The organism is Cryobacterium roopkundense, from assembly GCF_014200405.1.
Classification (GTDB): Bacteria; Actinomycetota; Actinomycetes; order Actinomycetales; family Microbacteriaceae; genus Cryobacterium; species Cryobacterium roopkundense.
The window spans coordinates 3,306,553-3,320,608 of the sequence record NZ_JACHBQ010000001.1 but is presented as its reverse complement, the minus strand read 5'-3'; the positions used below and the strand labels follow the sequence as shown (position 1 = coordinate 3,320,608).

16 protein-coding genes are annotated in these 14,056 nt (G+C 70.4%); 6 read left to right on the top strand and 10 right to left on the bottom strand.

The annotated features are described in order from the left end of the window. The first annotated feature begins 93 nt into the window (after positions 1-93). The 4 genes from narJ (at position 94) to BJ997_RS15490 (ending at position 4,267) form a co-directional block, all read left to right on the top strand. Positions 94-813, top strand: a complete 720-nt coding sequence (gene narJ / locus BJ997_RS15505; RefSeq protein WP_236628899.1) for a nitrate reductase molybdenum cofactor assembly chaperone — start codon at positions 94-96, stop codon at positions 811-813. Then, positions 810-1,568 carry a respiratory nitrate reductase subunit gamma gene (gene narI, locus BJ997_RS15500; protein WP_035836150.1) on the top strand — a complete coding sequence of 253 codons (759 nt, stop codon included), beginning with the start codon at positions 810-812 and terminating at the stop codon, positions 1,566-1,568. The genes narJ and narI overlap by 4 nt, the downstream gene beginning before the upstream one ends. Positions 1,569-1,789: 221 nt before the next feature. Beyond that, positions 1,790-2,152, top strand: a complete 363-nt coding sequence (locus tag BJ997_RS15495; protein ID WP_035836149.1) for a DUF488 domain-containing protein — start codon at positions 1,790-1,792, stop codon at positions 2,150-2,152. Between the two features lie 117 nt (positions 2,153-2,269). Beyond that, positions 2,270-4,267: an acyl-CoA dehydrogenase family protein gene (locus BJ997_RS15490; RefSeq protein WP_183323591.1), complete on the top strand. Its 1,998-nt coding sequence runs from the start codon at positions 2,270-2,272 to the stop codon at positions 4,265-4,267. A gap of 5 nt (positions 4,268-4,272) precedes the next feature. Here BJ997_RS15490 and BJ997_RS15485 read toward each other — a convergent pair whose 3' ends face one another. Continuing rightward, positions 4,273-4,416, bottom strand: coding sequence for a hypothetical protein (locus BJ997_RS15485; RefSeq protein WP_160175856.1), 144 nt, complete (start codon positions 4,414-4,416; stop codon positions 4,273-4,275). Positions 4,417-4,501: 85 nt separating this feature from the next. Then, a complete protein-coding gene (locus BJ997_RS15480) occupies positions 4,502-5,827 on the bottom strand; it encodes an MFS transporter (protein ID WP_052542128.1) in 1,326 nt (441 codons plus the stop codon). A gap of 297 nt (positions 5,828-6,124) precedes the next feature. Here BJ997_RS15480 and BJ997_RS15475 point away from each other — a divergent pair, with 297 nt between their 5' ends. Further along, the gene (locus tag BJ997_RS15475; protein ID WP_236628897.1) at positions 6,125-6,640 is read left to right on the top strand and encodes a MogA/MoaB family molybdenum cofactor biosynthesis protein; all 516 of its coding nucleotides are present in this window, start codon (positions 6,125-6,127) and stop codon (positions 6,638-6,640) included. After that, positions 6,640-7,071 (top strand): molybdenum cofactor biosynthesis protein MoaE, encoded by a 432-nt coding sequence (locus tag BJ997_RS15470; protein WP_035836148.1) that lies wholly within the window; start codon positions 6,640-6,642, stop codon positions 7,069-7,071. Before BJ997_RS15475 ends, BJ997_RS15470 begins: the two co-directional genes overlap by 1 nt. Here the strand turns inward: BJ997_RS15470 and BJ997_RS15465 are convergent. The 8 genes from BJ997_RS15465 to BJ997_RS15430 are packed head-to-tail and all read right to left on the bottom strand — an operon-like array spanning position 7,068 to position 14,045. Beyond that, a complete protein-coding gene (locus BJ997_RS15465; protein WP_035836165.1) occupies positions 7,068-7,877 on the bottom strand; it encodes an energy-coupling factor transporter transmembrane component T family protein in 810 nt (269 codons plus the stop codon). The two genes, BJ997_RS15470 and BJ997_RS15465, sit on opposite strands and share 4 nt — an antisense overlap. Then, the gene (locus BJ997_RS15460) at positions 7,874-8,533 is read right to left on the bottom strand and encodes an ECF transporter S component (RefSeq protein ID WP_084141144.1); all 660 of its coding nucleotides are present in this window, start codon (positions 8,531-8,533) and stop codon (positions 7,874-7,876) included. The genes BJ997_RS15465 and BJ997_RS15460 overlap by 4 nt, the downstream gene beginning before the upstream one ends. Then, on the bottom strand, positions 8,530-9,690 hold the full coding sequence (moeB, locus tag BJ997_RS15455; protein WP_035836147.1) for a molybdopterin-synthase adenylyltransferase MoeB: 1,161 nt from the start codon (positions 9,688-9,690) through the stop codon (positions 8,530-8,532). Before moeB ends, BJ997_RS15460 begins: the two co-directional genes overlap by 4 nt. Further along, the gene (locus BJ997_RS15450) at positions 9,687-10,487 is read right to left on the bottom strand and encodes a thiazole synthase (RefSeq protein WP_035836146.1); all 801 of its coding nucleotides are present in this window, start codon (positions 10,485-10,487) and stop codon (positions 9,687-9,689) included. Before BJ997_RS15450 ends, moeB begins: the two co-directional genes overlap by 4 nt. A 2-nt stretch (positions 10,488-10,489) precedes the next feature. Continuing rightward, positions 10,490-10,714, bottom strand: coding sequence for a sulfur carrier protein ThiS (gene thiS, locus BJ997_RS15445; RefSeq protein ID WP_035836145.1), 225 nt, complete (start codon positions 10,712-10,714; stop codon positions 10,490-10,492). Further along, positions 10,707-11,873, bottom strand: a complete 1,167-nt coding sequence (thiO, locus tag BJ997_RS15440; protein ID WP_035836144.1) for a glycine oxidase ThiO — start codon at positions 11,871-11,873, stop codon at positions 10,707-10,709. The genes thiS and thiO overlap by 8 nt, the downstream gene beginning before the upstream one ends. Continuing rightward, positions 11,866-13,242 carry an LLM class flavin-dependent oxidoreductase gene (locus tag BJ997_RS15435; protein WP_052542126.1) on the bottom strand — a complete coding sequence of 459 codons (1,377 nt, stop codon included), beginning with the start codon at positions 13,240-13,242 and terminating at the stop codon, positions 11,866-11,868. Before BJ997_RS15435 ends, thiO begins: the two co-directional genes overlap by 8 nt. Further along, the gene (locus tag BJ997_RS15430) at positions 13,239-14,045 is read right to left on the bottom strand and encodes a 3-oxoacyl-ACP reductase (protein ID WP_052542125.1); all 807 of its coding nucleotides are present in this window, start codon (positions 14,043-14,045) and stop codon (positions 13,239-13,241) included. The genes BJ997_RS15435 and BJ997_RS15430 overlap by 4 nt, the downstream gene beginning before the upstream one ends. Positions 14,046-14,056: the final 11 nt, after the last annotated feature.

Sequence of the window (14,056 nt, the reverse complement as noted above, 5' to 3'; positions counted from 1 at the left end):
CGCCCCGCGGTTCCGGCGCGCCGACCTGGACGGGCGCGCCTGTGTGGCGGGCCGCGCCCGCTGTGGCGGTAGCGCCCCGCGACAGGGGAGCGGATGCCGCGCGGCGGCGGTGCCGGCATGATCAACTTCGGCTTTCGTGCGCCCAAGGTGGCGCCGCGCCGGGTGGCTGCCCTGCCGCTCTCGCACTCGGACGGCGTGATCGCGCAGATGGCGGCCTCCATTCTGCTCGACTACCCGTCTGCGGAACGGCGGGAACGCTTCGCGGTGGTGCGGGCATCCGTCCTCACGTTGCCGTCTGCCCTGCGGGCCGCGTTCGACCAGTTTTTTGCGGGGATCGACCCGATGACTCACCAGGAGCTCGAGGCGCACTTTACGGCGACGTTCGACCTGAAACGCAAGTGCTGCCCCTACCTCTCGTACTACGCCGCGGGGGACACCCGGCGGCGGGGCATGGCGCTCGTGCGGTTCGTGGAGGCGTATCGAGCGGCCGGCTGGGAGGTGGCGGCCGACGAGCTGCCCGACTACCTGCCGATGGTGCTCGAGTTCTCGGCCCGCTCCGACTCGCCGATCGCGCAGGAGCTGCTCTCGGCGCACCGCGACGGTATCGAGGTGCTGCGCAGCGCGCTCGAGGCCGTGCGGAGTCCGTACGCGCACGTCGTGGAGGCGGTGTCGCTGTCACTTCCCGAGATCGACGAGGAGACCCGCCAGCGCTACCTCGATCTCGTGAACGAGGGGCCGCCGACGGAGACCGTGGGCATGACGTTCCTCGGCAATCTGAAACCGTTCGGCATGAGTGAAGAGGCACGAGTATGAACGCTTGGGATTACCTGCTCTGGGTGGCATTCCCCTACGCGGCGAGCGGGGTGTTCGTGGTGGGTCACCTGCTGCGCTACCGCTACGACCAGTTCGGCTGGACCTCCCAGTCGAGCCAGACGTACGAGAACAGGTTGCTCCGCTGGGGTTCGCCCCTGTTCCACTACGGAATTCTCATGGTGATCGGCGGGCACGTCGTGGGTCTGTTCATCCCGAAGCCGTGGTTGGAATTCTTCGGCGTGACCGAGCACATGTACCACCTCGGCGCCACCTGGCTGGGCAGTTTCGCGGCCCTCCTCACGGTGTCGGGCCTTGCCATTCTCATCTATCGGCGCCGCCGCACGGTGCGGGTGCTACTCGTGACCACAGTGATGGACAAGGTGATGTACGTGCTGCTCGCCGGCACCATCACCTTCGGCACGACGGCCACGGTGCTCTACCAAATCTTCGGCGGCGGGTACGACTATCGCGGTTCGATATCGCCGTGGATCCGTTCACTATACGGGTTCCAGCCCGACCCCTCGCTGATGAGCGACGTGCCGTTCTTCTTCCAGTTGCACGTGCTCACCGCGACGGCGCTGTTCCTGCTGTGGCCGTTCACGAGGCTCGTGCACGTGTTCTCGGCACCGCTCGGCTACCTCGTGCGCCCGTACGTGGTCTACCGCTCGCGCGACGATCCCCGCGGCGCCGGCTCTCGCGCGCCGCGCCGCGGCTGGGAGAAGAGCGAGCGCCCCCTGGAGCGCGCCCGCCGCTGACGCCCCCGTCGAGACCCCCCGAGCCGGTCTCGCACGTTGGCTCGCGAGGTCTCGACACGCTCGCAAGCTCGCTGCTCGACCAGCGGTGCGGGGGCTGCGCGGAAAGAGCCACCTCCACCCGCACCCTCCTTTTCGCTGGTCGAGGCGCGACGAAGGAGCGATCGAGACCCCGTGAGGCGATCTCGCTCCGTGATGGGCGTAATCAGCGAGAGACTTTCAGCATGACGATACGGATCAAGCGCGCCTACGAGCCGGCCTCCTCCCACGACGGATCCCGCGTGCTGGTCGACCGACTCTGGCCGCGCGGCGTCTCCAAGGAGCGGGCGCACCTCGATGCCTGGCTCAAGGAGGTGGCGCCCTCACCCGCGCTGCGCACCTGGTGGCACCACGATCCCGAGCGCATGGACGACTTCGCGCTGCGCTATCGGGCCGAGCTCGACGGGCATCCGCTCACCGTGGCCGCTGTCGCCGAACTGCGCGCCCTCGCCGCCGCCGGCGCCACCACCCTCGTGTACGGAGCGAAGGACCCGCACGTGAACCACGCCCGCATCCTCGCCGAGTACCTGGCGGAGTCCCCCGAGTAGTCGGAGCCCGCTTTCGCAGGGCGCTCCGAATGGGGCAGAGCGCATGTCGGCGGGCGCGAGTACCATCACAGGCAACGTCAGCGGGTGCACGGGCGCACCCGCGGAAGAGGGGTTCTCATGAGCACCAACACGGGCGCGAAAACCGCGAGCGAATCGGCCGGCCGGCGCGGGGCATTCGACACCGGGGCATCCACCGGCGGGGCATCCGGCACCGGGGCGCAGAAAGCGCGGGCGATTGCCGAGGCGGCGCGCGAAACGGAGTGGACCAGACCGAGCTTCGCCAAGGGCCTCTACCTCGGAGCCTTCGACGTGGGGCTGATCCACCCGGTTCCGCAGCCCTCGGCGGCCGTCGCGGCCCGCGGCGACGCCTTCCTGGCCGATCTCGAGGAATATTGCGTCGCCCTGGACGGCGGCCGCATCGAGCGGGAAGACCGCATCCCGGACGAGTACATCGCGGGCCTCACGGAACTCGGCGTGTTCGGCATCAAAATTCCCGACGAATACGGCGGACTCGGGCTGCCCCTCGTGTACTACGGGCGGGCGCTCATGATGCTCGGCTCCGTGCACCCGAGCATCGACGCGCTCGTCTCGGCGCACCAGTCGATCGGCGTGCCGGAGCCCGTGCACATGTTCGGCACCCCCGAGCAGAAGAAGGAGTACCTGCCGCGCTGCGCGGCCGGCGCGATCTCGGCGTTCCTGCTCACCGAACCCGACGTGGGGTCCGACCCGGCGCGCATGCACTGCACCGCCGTGCTCAGCGACGACGGCAGCGAGTACGTGCTCAACGGCGTGAAGCTCTGGACCACCAACGGCGTGATAGCCGAACTGCTCGTGGTGATGGCTGCGGTACCGCCGCGGGAGGGTGCGCGCGGCGGCATCAGCGCCTTCGTGGTGGAAGCGGATGCCCCGGGCATCACCGTGGAGAACCGCAACACCTTCATGGGACTCAAGGGCATCGAGAACGGGGTGACCAGGTTCCACGACGTGCGCATTCCGGTGGCCAACCGGCTCGGCCGCGAGGGCCAGGGGCTGAAGATCGCCCTGACCACGCTCAACACCGGGCGGCTGTCCATTCCGGCGATCTGCGCCGGCGGTGGCAAGCTCGCCCTCAAGATCGCGCGGGAGTGGTCGGCGGAGCGCGTGCAGTGGGGCCAGCAGGTGGGCCGGCACGAGGCCGTCGCCACCAAGCTCGCGTTCATCGCCGCCACGACGTTCGCCCTCGAGGCCGTGTTCGAGGTATCCGCGGCGCTCGCCGACGCCGAGCTCACGGACATCCGCATCGAGGCGGCGCTCGCGAAGCTGTGGTCGAGTGAAATGGGCTGCCTGATCGCCGATGAGCTCGTGCAGATCCGCGGCGGGCGCGGCTTCGAAACGGCGGACTCGCTCGCGGCCCGAGGGGAACGCGCCGTTCCCGCGGAGCAGCTGTTCCGCGATTTGCGCATCAACCGCATCTTCGAGGGATCGAGCGAGATCATGCGCCTGATGATCGCCCGGGAGGCCGTGGACGCGCACCTTGCGGCGGCCGGCGACCTCGCATCGGTCGACGCTAGTGTCGGGGCCAAGGCGCGGGCGGCCGGCAAGGCGAGCGGATTCTACGCGCGCTGGCTGCCGCAGCTCGTGCTCGGCAAAGGCTCGCTTCCCGGCTCCTATGGCGAGTTCGGCGAGCTCGCGCGGCACCTGCGATTCGTGGAGCGGCAGTCGCGCTCGCTCGCGCGGCGCACGTTCTACGCCATGGGGCGCTGGCAGGCTGGGCTCGAGAAGAAGCAGGCGCTGCTCGGGCGCATCGTCGATATCGGCGCCGAGCTCTTCGCCATGAGCGCGGCGTGCACCCACGCCGACGCCATCAGGGCCGCCGACCCGGCGGAGGGCCTCGCCGCGTATAGCCTCGCCGACGCGTTCTGCGAGCAATCCCGCGTGCGCGTCGACGCGCTGTTCCACGGCCTCACCCACAACTCGGACCGCTCCGATCGCCGGTTGGCCGGCCGGGTGCTCGACGGGGAGTTCCTCGCGATCGAACGGGGAGTGCTCGACGGCTCGGAAGGAACCGGACCGTGGATCGCGGCTACCCCACCCGGGGCTTCCTCTCGCGAAAATGTGCGGCGGCGCTACCGCTGACGGGATTAGGAGGGTGAGAGGACAATCCCGCAACGCCAGCAGGCGACGGGGAGTTCACCGGGCACGAAGGCGCCGCAGTCGGGGCAGACCTGCTCGAGCCAGCACACCGGGTCGCCGCCGATCGGCTCCGCATCGCTGTCGTTCGTCATCGAGTCCCCTTCCCCGTTCAGTATGTACCTCGGCTGACCGAGACAGGCTCGAAGCCCCGCTGAGGCTTCGGGCGGCCTGAGGGGCTCAGCTCGGGAACGGAGCGCCCGGCCGGGCGTAGTAAAACCAGGCGAGGCCGGTGCACAGAACGCAGAACACCGAGCAACCGACGAAGAACGCCGTGGGGCTCATGGCGGTGAGGGACAGCCCCACGATCAGCGGTCCGAAGGCGGCGATCGCGGCAGTCCAGCCGATGGCGCCGCCCGCCTGGCGCTTGGGGAAGATCATCGGCATCTGCTTGAAGGTGCCGGCGTTGGCCAGCCCGGAGAAGAAGAAGATGGCGATCATCCCGCCGAGGAAGCCGGAGAATTCGCCCACGTCTGTCGGGGTGAGGAAGAAGGCTGTGAACACGGTTCCTGCGGCCATGCCGGCGCCGCCGATGAATGTGAAGATCGCCCCGCCGAACCGGTCGCAGAGCGGGCCGCTCGCGGCGCGCACGAGGGCGCCGACCACCGGGCCGATGAAGGCGAAGGCGAGCGGGTCTGGGGCGTTCTCGAAGTCGCCGTAAACGTTGAGGATGATGAGGCCCATCTGGGCGGCGAGCCCGCTGAAGGCGCCGAAGCTCATCAGGTAGATGGCGGTCATGATCCAGGTGTGCTTGATGGTGAAGATGTCCATCTGCTGGCGGAAGTTCGCCGTGATCGGCACCTTGCGCAGGTACTTGAGCGAGAGCAGCACGGCGAGCAGCACCCAGGGGATGAGCACGAGCCCACCGTTGTGCAGCCAGACGAACTGGCCGTTCTCCTCGCTCTGCGGGGTGAGTGCGGCGGTACCGAGCAGTCCGAAGCCCACGACCCACGGCGTGAGCAACTGGATGAGACCGATCCCGAAGTTGCCGATACCGGCCTGGAGGCCCAGGGCGGTGCCGGCGAGGCGCTTGGGAAAGAAGTAGCTCGTGGAAGCCATCAGCCCCGAGAACGCTCCGCCACCGATGCCGGCGGAGAACGAGAGCGCGAGCATCACCCAGTAGGGCGTCGACGTGTCGCGAGCCACGAGGGTCCAGCCGATCATCGGCAGCAGCAGCAGGCCCGACGACAGCGCGACCAGCACCCGGGAGCCGAGAATCGGCGGCAGAAACATGAAGACCAGGCGCAGCAGGCCGCCGGCGAGGCCCGGGAGGGCCACGAGCCAGTACAGCTGCTCTGTCGACAGGTCGAAGCCGATGCCGTTCAGCCGCGGCGCGATCGCGCTCACCAGGTACCAGGCGGCAAACGTGAGAGTGAGGCTGTAGGTCGTGATCCACAGGGTGCGCCAGGCGAGCTTGGAGTCCCACGTCTCCGCGTGTTCCGGATCCCAATTGGAAAGGTCCGGCTTGAGAATGCTCGGAGCGAGTGGGGGAGAGACGGCAGACATATGCTTCCTCGGCACTAGTGAAGTCGGGCACCGGCGGCCCGCTTGATGCCATCCTGATCGGGTCGGCCTCGGCTCTCAACGCGCAAACACCGTGAAAAATGATTCAGCCTGTCGAACCGTGCGGGGTGGCGGCCAATTCAGGAAAAACGCGGCCCGGGGCATCCGCTCTCGCGGCAGGTAAGCGGATGCCCCGGATCGTGCCGAGGATCTCCTGAATTGACCACGCGGGGAGCGGCCGAGTTCTGAGCGGTGGATGGCGGACACCGGGGTGTCGGGGCCGGTTGGTACTCTGGAACTGTGAAGACACAGCTCAAACTCGGCGCCGACGTGCACGCCGTTGTGATTACCGTCAGCGACCGGTGTGCCCGCGGCGAGCGGCCCGACCTGTCGGGACCGGCTGCCGTCGACGCGCTCTCCGCCGCCGGAATTCCCTGCGGAGCGGCGCGCGTGGTGCCCGACGGCGCCGAGAGTGTGGCCGGGGCGATTGCGGCGGCCCTCGCCGATGGCGCCCGTCTCGTGATTACAAGCGGCGGCACCGGTGTGAGCGCCCGCGACCTCACCCCCGAAGGAACCGGCCCGCTGCTGCGCGTGCTGCTCCCCGGCATCGCCGAGCGCCTCCGCGCGCAGAGCGCCGCCACCATCCCCACCGCAGTGCTCTCCAGAGGTCTGGCCGGAGTGGCCGAATCGGCGGGCAACGCGGGCGCGCTCGTGGTGAACCTGCCCGGCTCCACGGGCGGCGTGCGCGACGGCGTGGCCCTCGTGGCCCCGCTCGTGCGGCATGTGCTCGACCAGCTGGACGGCGGCGACCACTGATGCCCGGCCCGCTGGGATTCGCCCTCGTGACGGATGCCCCGCTCGACGTGAACGAACACGTGGCGGCTGTGTCCACGCCCGCGTCCGGCGCCGTGGTGACGTTTATCGGCCAGGTTCGGGACCACGACCCCGACGCCGCCGGTCGGGTCACCGGCCTCGACTACAGCGCGCACCCCGACGCGGGGCGAATCATCGGCGAGATCGCGGGCAGGGTGCGGGCGCAGCATCCGCTTGTCACGCTGTGCGTGAGCCACCGTATCGGCCATCTCGACGTGGGCGACCTGGCACTCGTGGCGGCGGTGTCGAGCGCGCACCGCGCCGTGGCCTTCGCTGCCTGCGAGGCGCTCGTGGAGGCTGTGAAGGCCGAGGTTCCCATCTGGAAGAAGCAGTACGAGGCCGACGGCGCACACACGTGGGTGGGCCTGACCTAGCTCCAGATCGGGTTCCAGGTGCCGAGTGCCACCGCGGAGCCGAGTGCCCCGGACGTGATGAACACTCCGACGGCAAGCACCGCGGCGTCGAGCCGGCCGAACGTAGACTGCCTGGCCCACGTGCGCTCTCTGCCGCCGAATCCGCGGGCTTCCATGGCCACGGCGAGCTTCGTGGCCCGGCGCATGGCCTGCACAAGCAGGGCCACCCCCTGGCCGACGGATGCCCGCAGTCGCCCGAATGCGCCGGCATGCGACCCGGCACCCCGCGCCCGCCTCGCGAGCCCGAGGGTCTGCCACTCCGAAACGAGCAACCCCACGAGGCGCAGGGCTGCCAGCGCTCCGAGCACAAAGCGGTGCGGCAGTCGCAGCTTCTGCGCGAGGGCATCGGCGAGGTCGGTGGGATCGGTGCTCGCGATCAGGAAGAGGCCCGGCAACCCGATCGCGAGGCCGCGCAGCACGATCGCGGCCGCCGATTCGAGCGATCCCCCGGTGAACACGACTGGCCCCCAGACGAGCAGCACCGTGCCGACTTTCGGCGCGAGCAGGGCGGTGCCGTAGCCGCCCACGATCGCCGCGGCCAGGATGGGCCAGCCTCGGGCGAGCAGGGTGCGCAGCCGCAGGCCGGCGAGGGGCAGCAGCGCGAGTTCGCAGGCGAGGGCCACGGCAGCGGATGCCCAATCCACCGTGAGCAACAGCGCCACCGTGAGGAGCAGGGCCGCCCCGAGCGTGGACAGCGGGTTCGCTCGGGCGAGGAACGGGCGCGTGGGGGACGCCGCCTTCTTCCGCTCCGCCGGCACGACGGTCAGAGTGCGCGCTCGGTGTGCGCCCGGCGGGAGGCCAGGCTCGTCAACGCACCGGTTCGGCTCAGCGCGCGAACGGCCAGCCATGACAGCAGCCCGGCAACGAACGCCCCGGAGACGGCTCCGAGTGCGACGTACACGGCCTTCCATTCGAGGGCCCAGGCCACGTGGGAGGTGACGCTGCCGTGCACGCCCATGAACGCTCCCGACACGGCGCCGGCCAGGAGGGCGACCGGCAGTGTGAAGCGGCGATACAGGACGGCTGCGAACACCAGTTCGGCTCCGACGCCTTGCACGAGCCCGGCGATGATCACCCCGAGGCCGAAGGCCGAGCCGAGCATGGCTTCGACCACGGCGGCGAGCACCTCGCAGAAAAGTGCTGCCCCGGGCTTGCGGATCACGAGTGCGCCGATCACCCCGGCGATCAGCCAGCCTCCGCCGTACAGCCCGCCGAGCGGTGGGAAGGCGGCGGTGAGCACGGCGATTCCGGCGTACCCGGCCGACCAGGCCCAGAAGATCACGCCCACGGCGACGGAGACCACCGACGCGACGATGATGTCGACCACGCGCCACTCGCGCACCTTTCGGGTCGCGGGCGTGGGCGCCTCGGTCGACGGTGCCTCGGCGGACGGTGCTTCGGCGGTGGGTGTCACGTCGGTCATGTGTTCCTCCTGGAATACGAATGGGGGGTTGTCTGGTGGGCGGCCCACGCGCGCATACCGCCGGGGACATGGCGCACGCGGGTGTAGCCCCGTTCGAGGAGAACGGCCAACACGGCGGCCGAGCGACTTCCGGCGGTGCAGTGCAGCACGATGTCGCGGTCACGGTTGAGATCGATCGTGCCGGTGGGCTGCAAGCCGGTTCCGATCCGGGATTGGGGGACCGAGCGCGCTCCCGGGATGCGGGCCAGGTCGAATTCCTGCGGCTCGCGCACGTCGATCAGGTCGAAGTCGCACAGACCACGGCCGCGATCGTCAAGCAGAGCCACGAGCTGCTGAACGGTGAGGTCCCGCTCGGACGTGCCGCAGAAGCCGGCAGCGTCCACTAGCTCGGTCACCACGGGCGCGTGCGGGTCTTTCGTGAGGCCGATTTCCCGCCACGAGGCGTCGAGGGCGTCGAACAGCAGCACCCGGCCGAGCAGCGAGCGCCCGACGCCCGTGACGAGCTTGACGACTTCGGCCACCATCGTGCCGCCCACGACGGCGCACAGCATGCCGAACACCCCGCCCTCCGCGCACGACGGTGCCGATCCCCGCTGGGGAGCCTCGGGAAACAGGTCGCGGTAGCTCGGCCCGGACGGCCCGTGGAAGACGCTGACCTGCCCGCCGAACTGCGACAGGGCTCCCCACACGCACGGGATGCCGAGCAGGGTGGCCGTGTCGCTCACGAGGTAGCGGGTGGCGAAGGTATCGCTGCCGTCCACGACGAGGTCGTACCCGGCGCACACCTCACGGGCGTTCGCGGCGGTGAGCCTCGTGTCGTGTTCGCGCACGTCGACGAGGGGGTTCAGCCGAGCGATGGCGTCGCGGGCTGACGCGGTTTTCGGACGGGCGACATCCGCCTGCCGGTGGATCACCTGGCGCTGTAGGTTGCTCAGGTCGACCACGTCGTCGTCGACGATGCCGAGGGTGCCCACGCCGGCCGCGGCGAGGTAGAGCAGCACGGGGGAGCCGAGGCCGCCCGCGCCGATCACGAGCACCCGCGCGTTCTTCAGTCGACGCTGGCCGATCGCGCCGATTTCGGGCAGCAGAATGTGCCGCGAATAGCGCTGCTGCTCGGCGGCGGTGAGGCTCGCGCCGGGCTCGACGAGGGCGCTCACAGGTCGGCCCGGCCCTGCATGGCGGAGGAGGCGAGGGCGTGTTCCCGTTTGGGAATGCGCCCGGCCTGGCGCGCCAGCCGGCCGGCGCGCACGGCGTATTTGAAGGCCTCGGCCATGGCGAGCGGATGCTGCGCGCGGGTCACCGCGGACGCGAGCAGCACCGCGTCACAACCGAGCTCCATGGCGAGGGCGGCATCGGAGGCGGTGCCGATGCCCGCGTCCAGTACCACCGGCACCGAGGCCCGGCTCACGATCAGCTCGATGTTGTGCGGGTTGAGGATTCCGAGGCCGGTGCCGATCGGGGCGCCGAGCGGCATGACGGCGGCCGCGCCGAGCCGTTCGAGCCGGAGTGCCAGCACGGGGTCGTCGTTGGTGTAGGCGAACACCTGGAAGCCGAGGGCCACGAGTTGCTCGGTCGCGTCGAGGAGTTCCACGGCATCGGGCAGCAGGGTGTGTTCGTCGGCGATCACCTCGAGCTTGATCCAGTTCGTCTCGAGCGCCTCGCGGGCGAGCTCCGCTGTGTGCACGGCCTCGCGGGCCGTGAAGCAGCCGGCCGTGTTGGGCAGCACCCGGATGCGCTGCTCTCGCAGCAGGTCGAAGAGCGAGCCGGCCACCGACGGGCTGTAGCGGCGCATGGCCACGGTGGTCAACTCGGTGCCCGAGGCGAGCAGGGCGGCGCCGAGACCGTCGAGGCTGGGCGCACCGCCGGTTCCGATGATGAGTCTCGAGCCGAGGTGAACGCCGTCGATTACGAGGGAGTCGGTGGCCGGGTGGGTGCGTAGATCTGTGACGTTCATGTTCAGCCTCCCTGGGCGGCCGAGACGAGCTCGATCTCGTCGCCGGGGTTGAGCGCGGTGTCGGCCCAGCGGCTGCGTGGCACCACCCGGGAGTTGAGGGCCACGGCGATGCCGCGGGTGTTGGCCGGGTCGCCGGTAATTTCGGCCACCAGGTGCGTGACGGTGTCACCGGCGGCGATCGCCCGGCTGGTGCCGTTGAGGGTGACGGTGGGCGGTGATTCAGGCATGGGATACCTCCTGGGGAGCTGGTGCACGAAAGCGGTCGGGGTGAAAGCGTTTCCAGCGCGGGTCTGGCGCGCCGTCGAGCAGCTCGACGCAGATTCGCGCGGCGATCGGAGTGAGAAGCACGCCGTGCCTGAAGAATCCGGTGGCGATCAGGAGACCGGGGGCGACCCGCCCAATCAGGGGTGCGTTGTCCGGCGTGCCCGGGCGGGCCCGGGCCGTGACCTCGATGAGCTCGAGTTCCGCGACGGCGGGCACGAGCACCTGGGCGTCGTGCAAGAGCCGATGCACGCCGCCGGCCGAGACGCCCGGGCGCCCGTCTTCGCGGGAGGTGGCGCCGATCACGACGGTGTCGTCTGTGCGCGGCACCAGATACACCGGCAGCCCGCGCACGAGCCCGCGAATCGTGCAGGTGAGCAGCGGGCGCAGGTGGTCGGGTACCCGCAGCCGCAGGATATCGCCGAACACCGGGCGCAGCGGGAGCGCGACCGGCAGGCCGGCAAGGTGCAGGGCACCGAGGCCGTTCGCCACGATCACCTCGGCGGCGCGCACGACGCCTCCGCGGGAGAGGGCGACCCCGGTCGTCGGCGAACCCGCGTCGCGGGGGTCTTCGTGCAACACCTCCGTGGCACTCTGCGCAATCATGCCGGTACCGGCCGTCTCCAGGGCAGCCCGCAGCCGCTCGGCGAGCAACCGCGGGTCGACCTGGTGGTCGTTCGGCACGCTGAAGGCCGCCGAGATCGACGCGCTCAGCAGCGGTTCGGCCTCGCGGGCCGAGCGGATGGTCAACGGCAGCACGCCGAGTCCGTTCGCCTGCTGCAGCAGGCGCAGGTCGTCGAGGGCGCGACGGTCCGCGGCATCCGATGCCACGGTGAGGGTGCTGGTGGTGCGGTAGCCGGTTGCCGGGCCGAGTTCGGCAATGAAGCCGGGGTACAGGGCCGCGGAGGCCAGCGTGAGCTCGAGCAGGTCTTCCTCCTCGTAGTGCAGCTCGCTGATCGGCGCGAGCATTCCGGCGGCGGCATACGTTGCGCCGGTGGCCGGGGCCGGATCGATCACGGCCACGGTGCGGCCGGAGCGGCAGACCTGCCAGGCGATGCCGAGACCCACGATGCCCGCTCCGATCACGGCCACGTCCACGGTGACGTCCGCTGGACGGTCAGCCACGTGCCGCCCCCGCCGGCGCCAGATCCGCCCAGACTGACGGCCGCCCCGCCGGCCGCCCCGCCGGGCGCTCGAGTCCGAGGTGCGAGCGTAATGTGCGGCCGGCATACTCGCGGCGGAACACCCCGCGAGCCTGCAACACCGGCACCACGTGGTCGACGAAGTCCTCGATGCCGCCGGGCAGGGTCGGCGGCATCAGGTTGAAGCCGTCGGCGCCGCCCTGGTGCAGCCAACGGATCATCTCGTCGGCGATCTGCTCCGGCGTGCCCACCATGGTGGCGTGCCCGCCGCCCGCGGCGAGGCGACCCAGCAGCTGACGCACGCTGAGCCTCCCACCCGAGCGCCCCGGCACGGTCTCGCAGATCTGCAGGATGGTGGCATAGCGGCCCTGCGGGCCGGTGAATTCCGCGAGCGGCACGAGCTTGGGCATCGGCTGGTCGAGCTCCCAGTTCGAGCAGTCCAGCCCGACGAACTGGCCGAGCTGGCGCAGCGAATCCGCGGCGGGCAGCAGCGCGTCGAGCTCACGCTGCTTCGAGGCCGCCTCGGCCTCGGTGGAACCCACGTAGGTGACGAGCCCGGGAAGGATGGGCACGGCATCCGCTTGCCGGCCGGCACGGCGGATGCGCAGTTTCAGGTCGCGGTAGTACTCCTGCGCGCTCGGCAGGTCGGCCGCGACAGCGTAAACGGCCTCGGCGCGGCGGGCGGCGAGGGCGCGCCCGGGGTCGGAGGCGCCGGCCTGGAACAGCACGGGGTTGCCCTGCGGCGGGCGGGGCACGTTGAGTGGGCCGTCCACGCGGAAGTGCGCGCCCACGTGGTTGAGCGCGCGCACCCCGGCCGGATGGGCGAACTCGCCCGCGCGGTTGTAGCGCAGGGCGTCGTCGGCCCAGGAATCCCAGAGCGCCAGTACGACATCAACGAATTCCTCGGCGCGGGCGTAGCGCTCGGCATGGGTGGGCATCCGCTCGAGGCCGTGGTTGCGGGCCTCGGCGTGCCACATGGAGGTGACGACGTTCCAGCCCACGCGGCCGTCGGAGATGTGGTCGAGGGAGGCTAGCAGGCGGGCGGCGTGGAACGGGGTGTAGAACGTGCTCGACACTGTGGTGACGAGGCCGATGCGGGTGGTGGCGCGGCTCATCGCGGCGAGGGCGGTGATCGGCTCGAGAAACCCGGTGGGACCGTCGGCGACCGGGCCCACCGCCTGCCCATCGGCGAAGAACACAGCGTCGAAGAGGCCGCGCTCGGCGGTCTGCGCGAGGCCCTCGAAGTAGGCGATCGACCCGAGCTGCTCCACCGAGGAGAGCGGATGCCGCCACGCGGCCTTATGGTGCCCGCAGCCGGTGATGAATAGGTTGAGGTGCAGGCGGCGGGTCATCCCTTCACCAGGCCGCCGTCGACGATGAGGTTTTGCCCGGTGACAGCGCGGCTCCAGGGTGAGGCGAAGAACAGGGCCGCGTCGGCGAACTCCGCGGGCGTGGTCACTCGGCGCAGCGGGGTGCCGGCGGCGATGACGTCGAAGACGGCCTCAGGGGTGGCGGCGCTCGCATCCGTTGTGCGGAGCAGGCCGCCGCTGATCATGTTCACCGTGACGCCGTGCGGGCCGAGGTCATGGCTGAGGGTTCGGGTGAGCGACAGCAGCGCCGCCTTCGCGGCGGTGTAGTCGTGGTACGGCACGACGGGGTTCTGGAACAGGTTCGTACCCACGTTGATGATGCGGCCGAAACCGGCGGCGCGCATGCCGGGCAGGGCGGCCTGCACTGTGTTGAGGGCTGCGCGCACGGTGCCCTCAAACTGGGCGCTCAGGTGCTGCCAGCGCAGCTGCTCGGCGTTCGGGCGGGCGTCGCCGTTGAACGAGAAGTCGGCAAGGGCGTTGTTCACGACGGTCGTGACGGGGGCACCGAAGTGCGTGCCGGCCTGCTCGACCAGGGCGGCGACCTGCGCAGGGTCGCGCACGTCGGCGCGCAGGGCGATGGCACGCTCGCCGGCCTGGTCGGCGGCGTCTGAAGCCGCGCCGGCGCTGCCCAGGTAGTTGATCACCACGCGGGCCCCCTCACCGAGGAACGCCTGCACGAGGTGGGCGCCGAGCCCGCGGGCTCCGCCGGTCACGAGCACGATCTGGTCGCGGATGGGTGGGGCCTGCGCCGTGGCTCGTGCTGCGTCGAGTGTTGCTGTCGTCATCGGGTGCCTTT

What these genes read in the sequence shown, in the direction of transcription:
- narJ (WP_236628899.1), top strand. Translation starts at nt 94, where the DNA reads ATGCCGCGCGGCGGCGGTGCCGGCATGATCAACTTCGGCTTTCGTGCG.
- narI (WP_035836150.1), top strand. Translation starts at nt 810, where the DNA reads ATGAACGCTTGGGATTACCTGCTCTGGGTGGCATTCCCCTACGCGGCG.
- BJ997_RS15495 (WP_035836149.1), top strand. Translation starts at nt 1,790, where the DNA reads ATGACGATACGGATCAAGCGCGCCTACGAGCCGGCCTCCTCCCACGAC.
- BJ997_RS15490 (WP_183323591.1), top strand. Translation starts at nt 2,270, where the DNA reads ATGAGCACCAACACGGGCGCGAAAACCGCGAGCGAATCGGCCGGCCGG.
- BJ997_RS15485 (WP_160175856.1), bottom strand. Translation starts at nt 4,416, where the DNA reads ATGACGAACGACAGCGATGCGGAGCCGATCGGCGGCGACCCGGTGTGC.
- BJ997_RS15480 (WP_052542128.1), bottom strand. Translation starts at nt 5,827, where the DNA reads ATGTCTGCCGTCTCTCCCCCACTCGCTCCGAGCATTCTCAAGCCGGAC.
- BJ997_RS15470 (WP_035836148.1), top strand. Translation starts at nt 6,640, where the DNA reads ATGCCCGGCCCGCTGGGATTCGCCCTCGTGACGGATGCCCCGCTCGAC.
- BJ997_RS15460 (WP_084141144.1), bottom strand. Translation starts at nt 8,533, where the DNA reads ATGACCGACGTGACACCCACCGCCGAAGCACCGTCCGCCGAGGCACCG.
- BJ997_RS15450 (WP_035836146.1), bottom strand. Translation starts at nt 10,487, where the DNA reads ATGAACGTCACAGATCTACGCACCCACCCGGCCACCGACTCCCTCGTA.
- thiS (WP_035836145.1), bottom strand. Translation starts at nt 10,714, where the DNA reads ATGCCTGAATCACCGCCCACCGTCACCCTCAACGGCACCAGCCGGGCG.
- BJ997_RS15435 (WP_052542126.1), bottom strand. Translation starts at nt 13,242, where the DNA reads ATGACCCGCCGCCTGCACCTCAACCTATTCATCACCGGCTGCGGGCAC.
- BJ997_RS15430 (WP_052542125.1), bottom strand. Translation starts at nt 14,045, where the DNA reads ATGACGACAGCAACACTCGACGCAGCACGAGCCACGGCGCAGGCCCCA.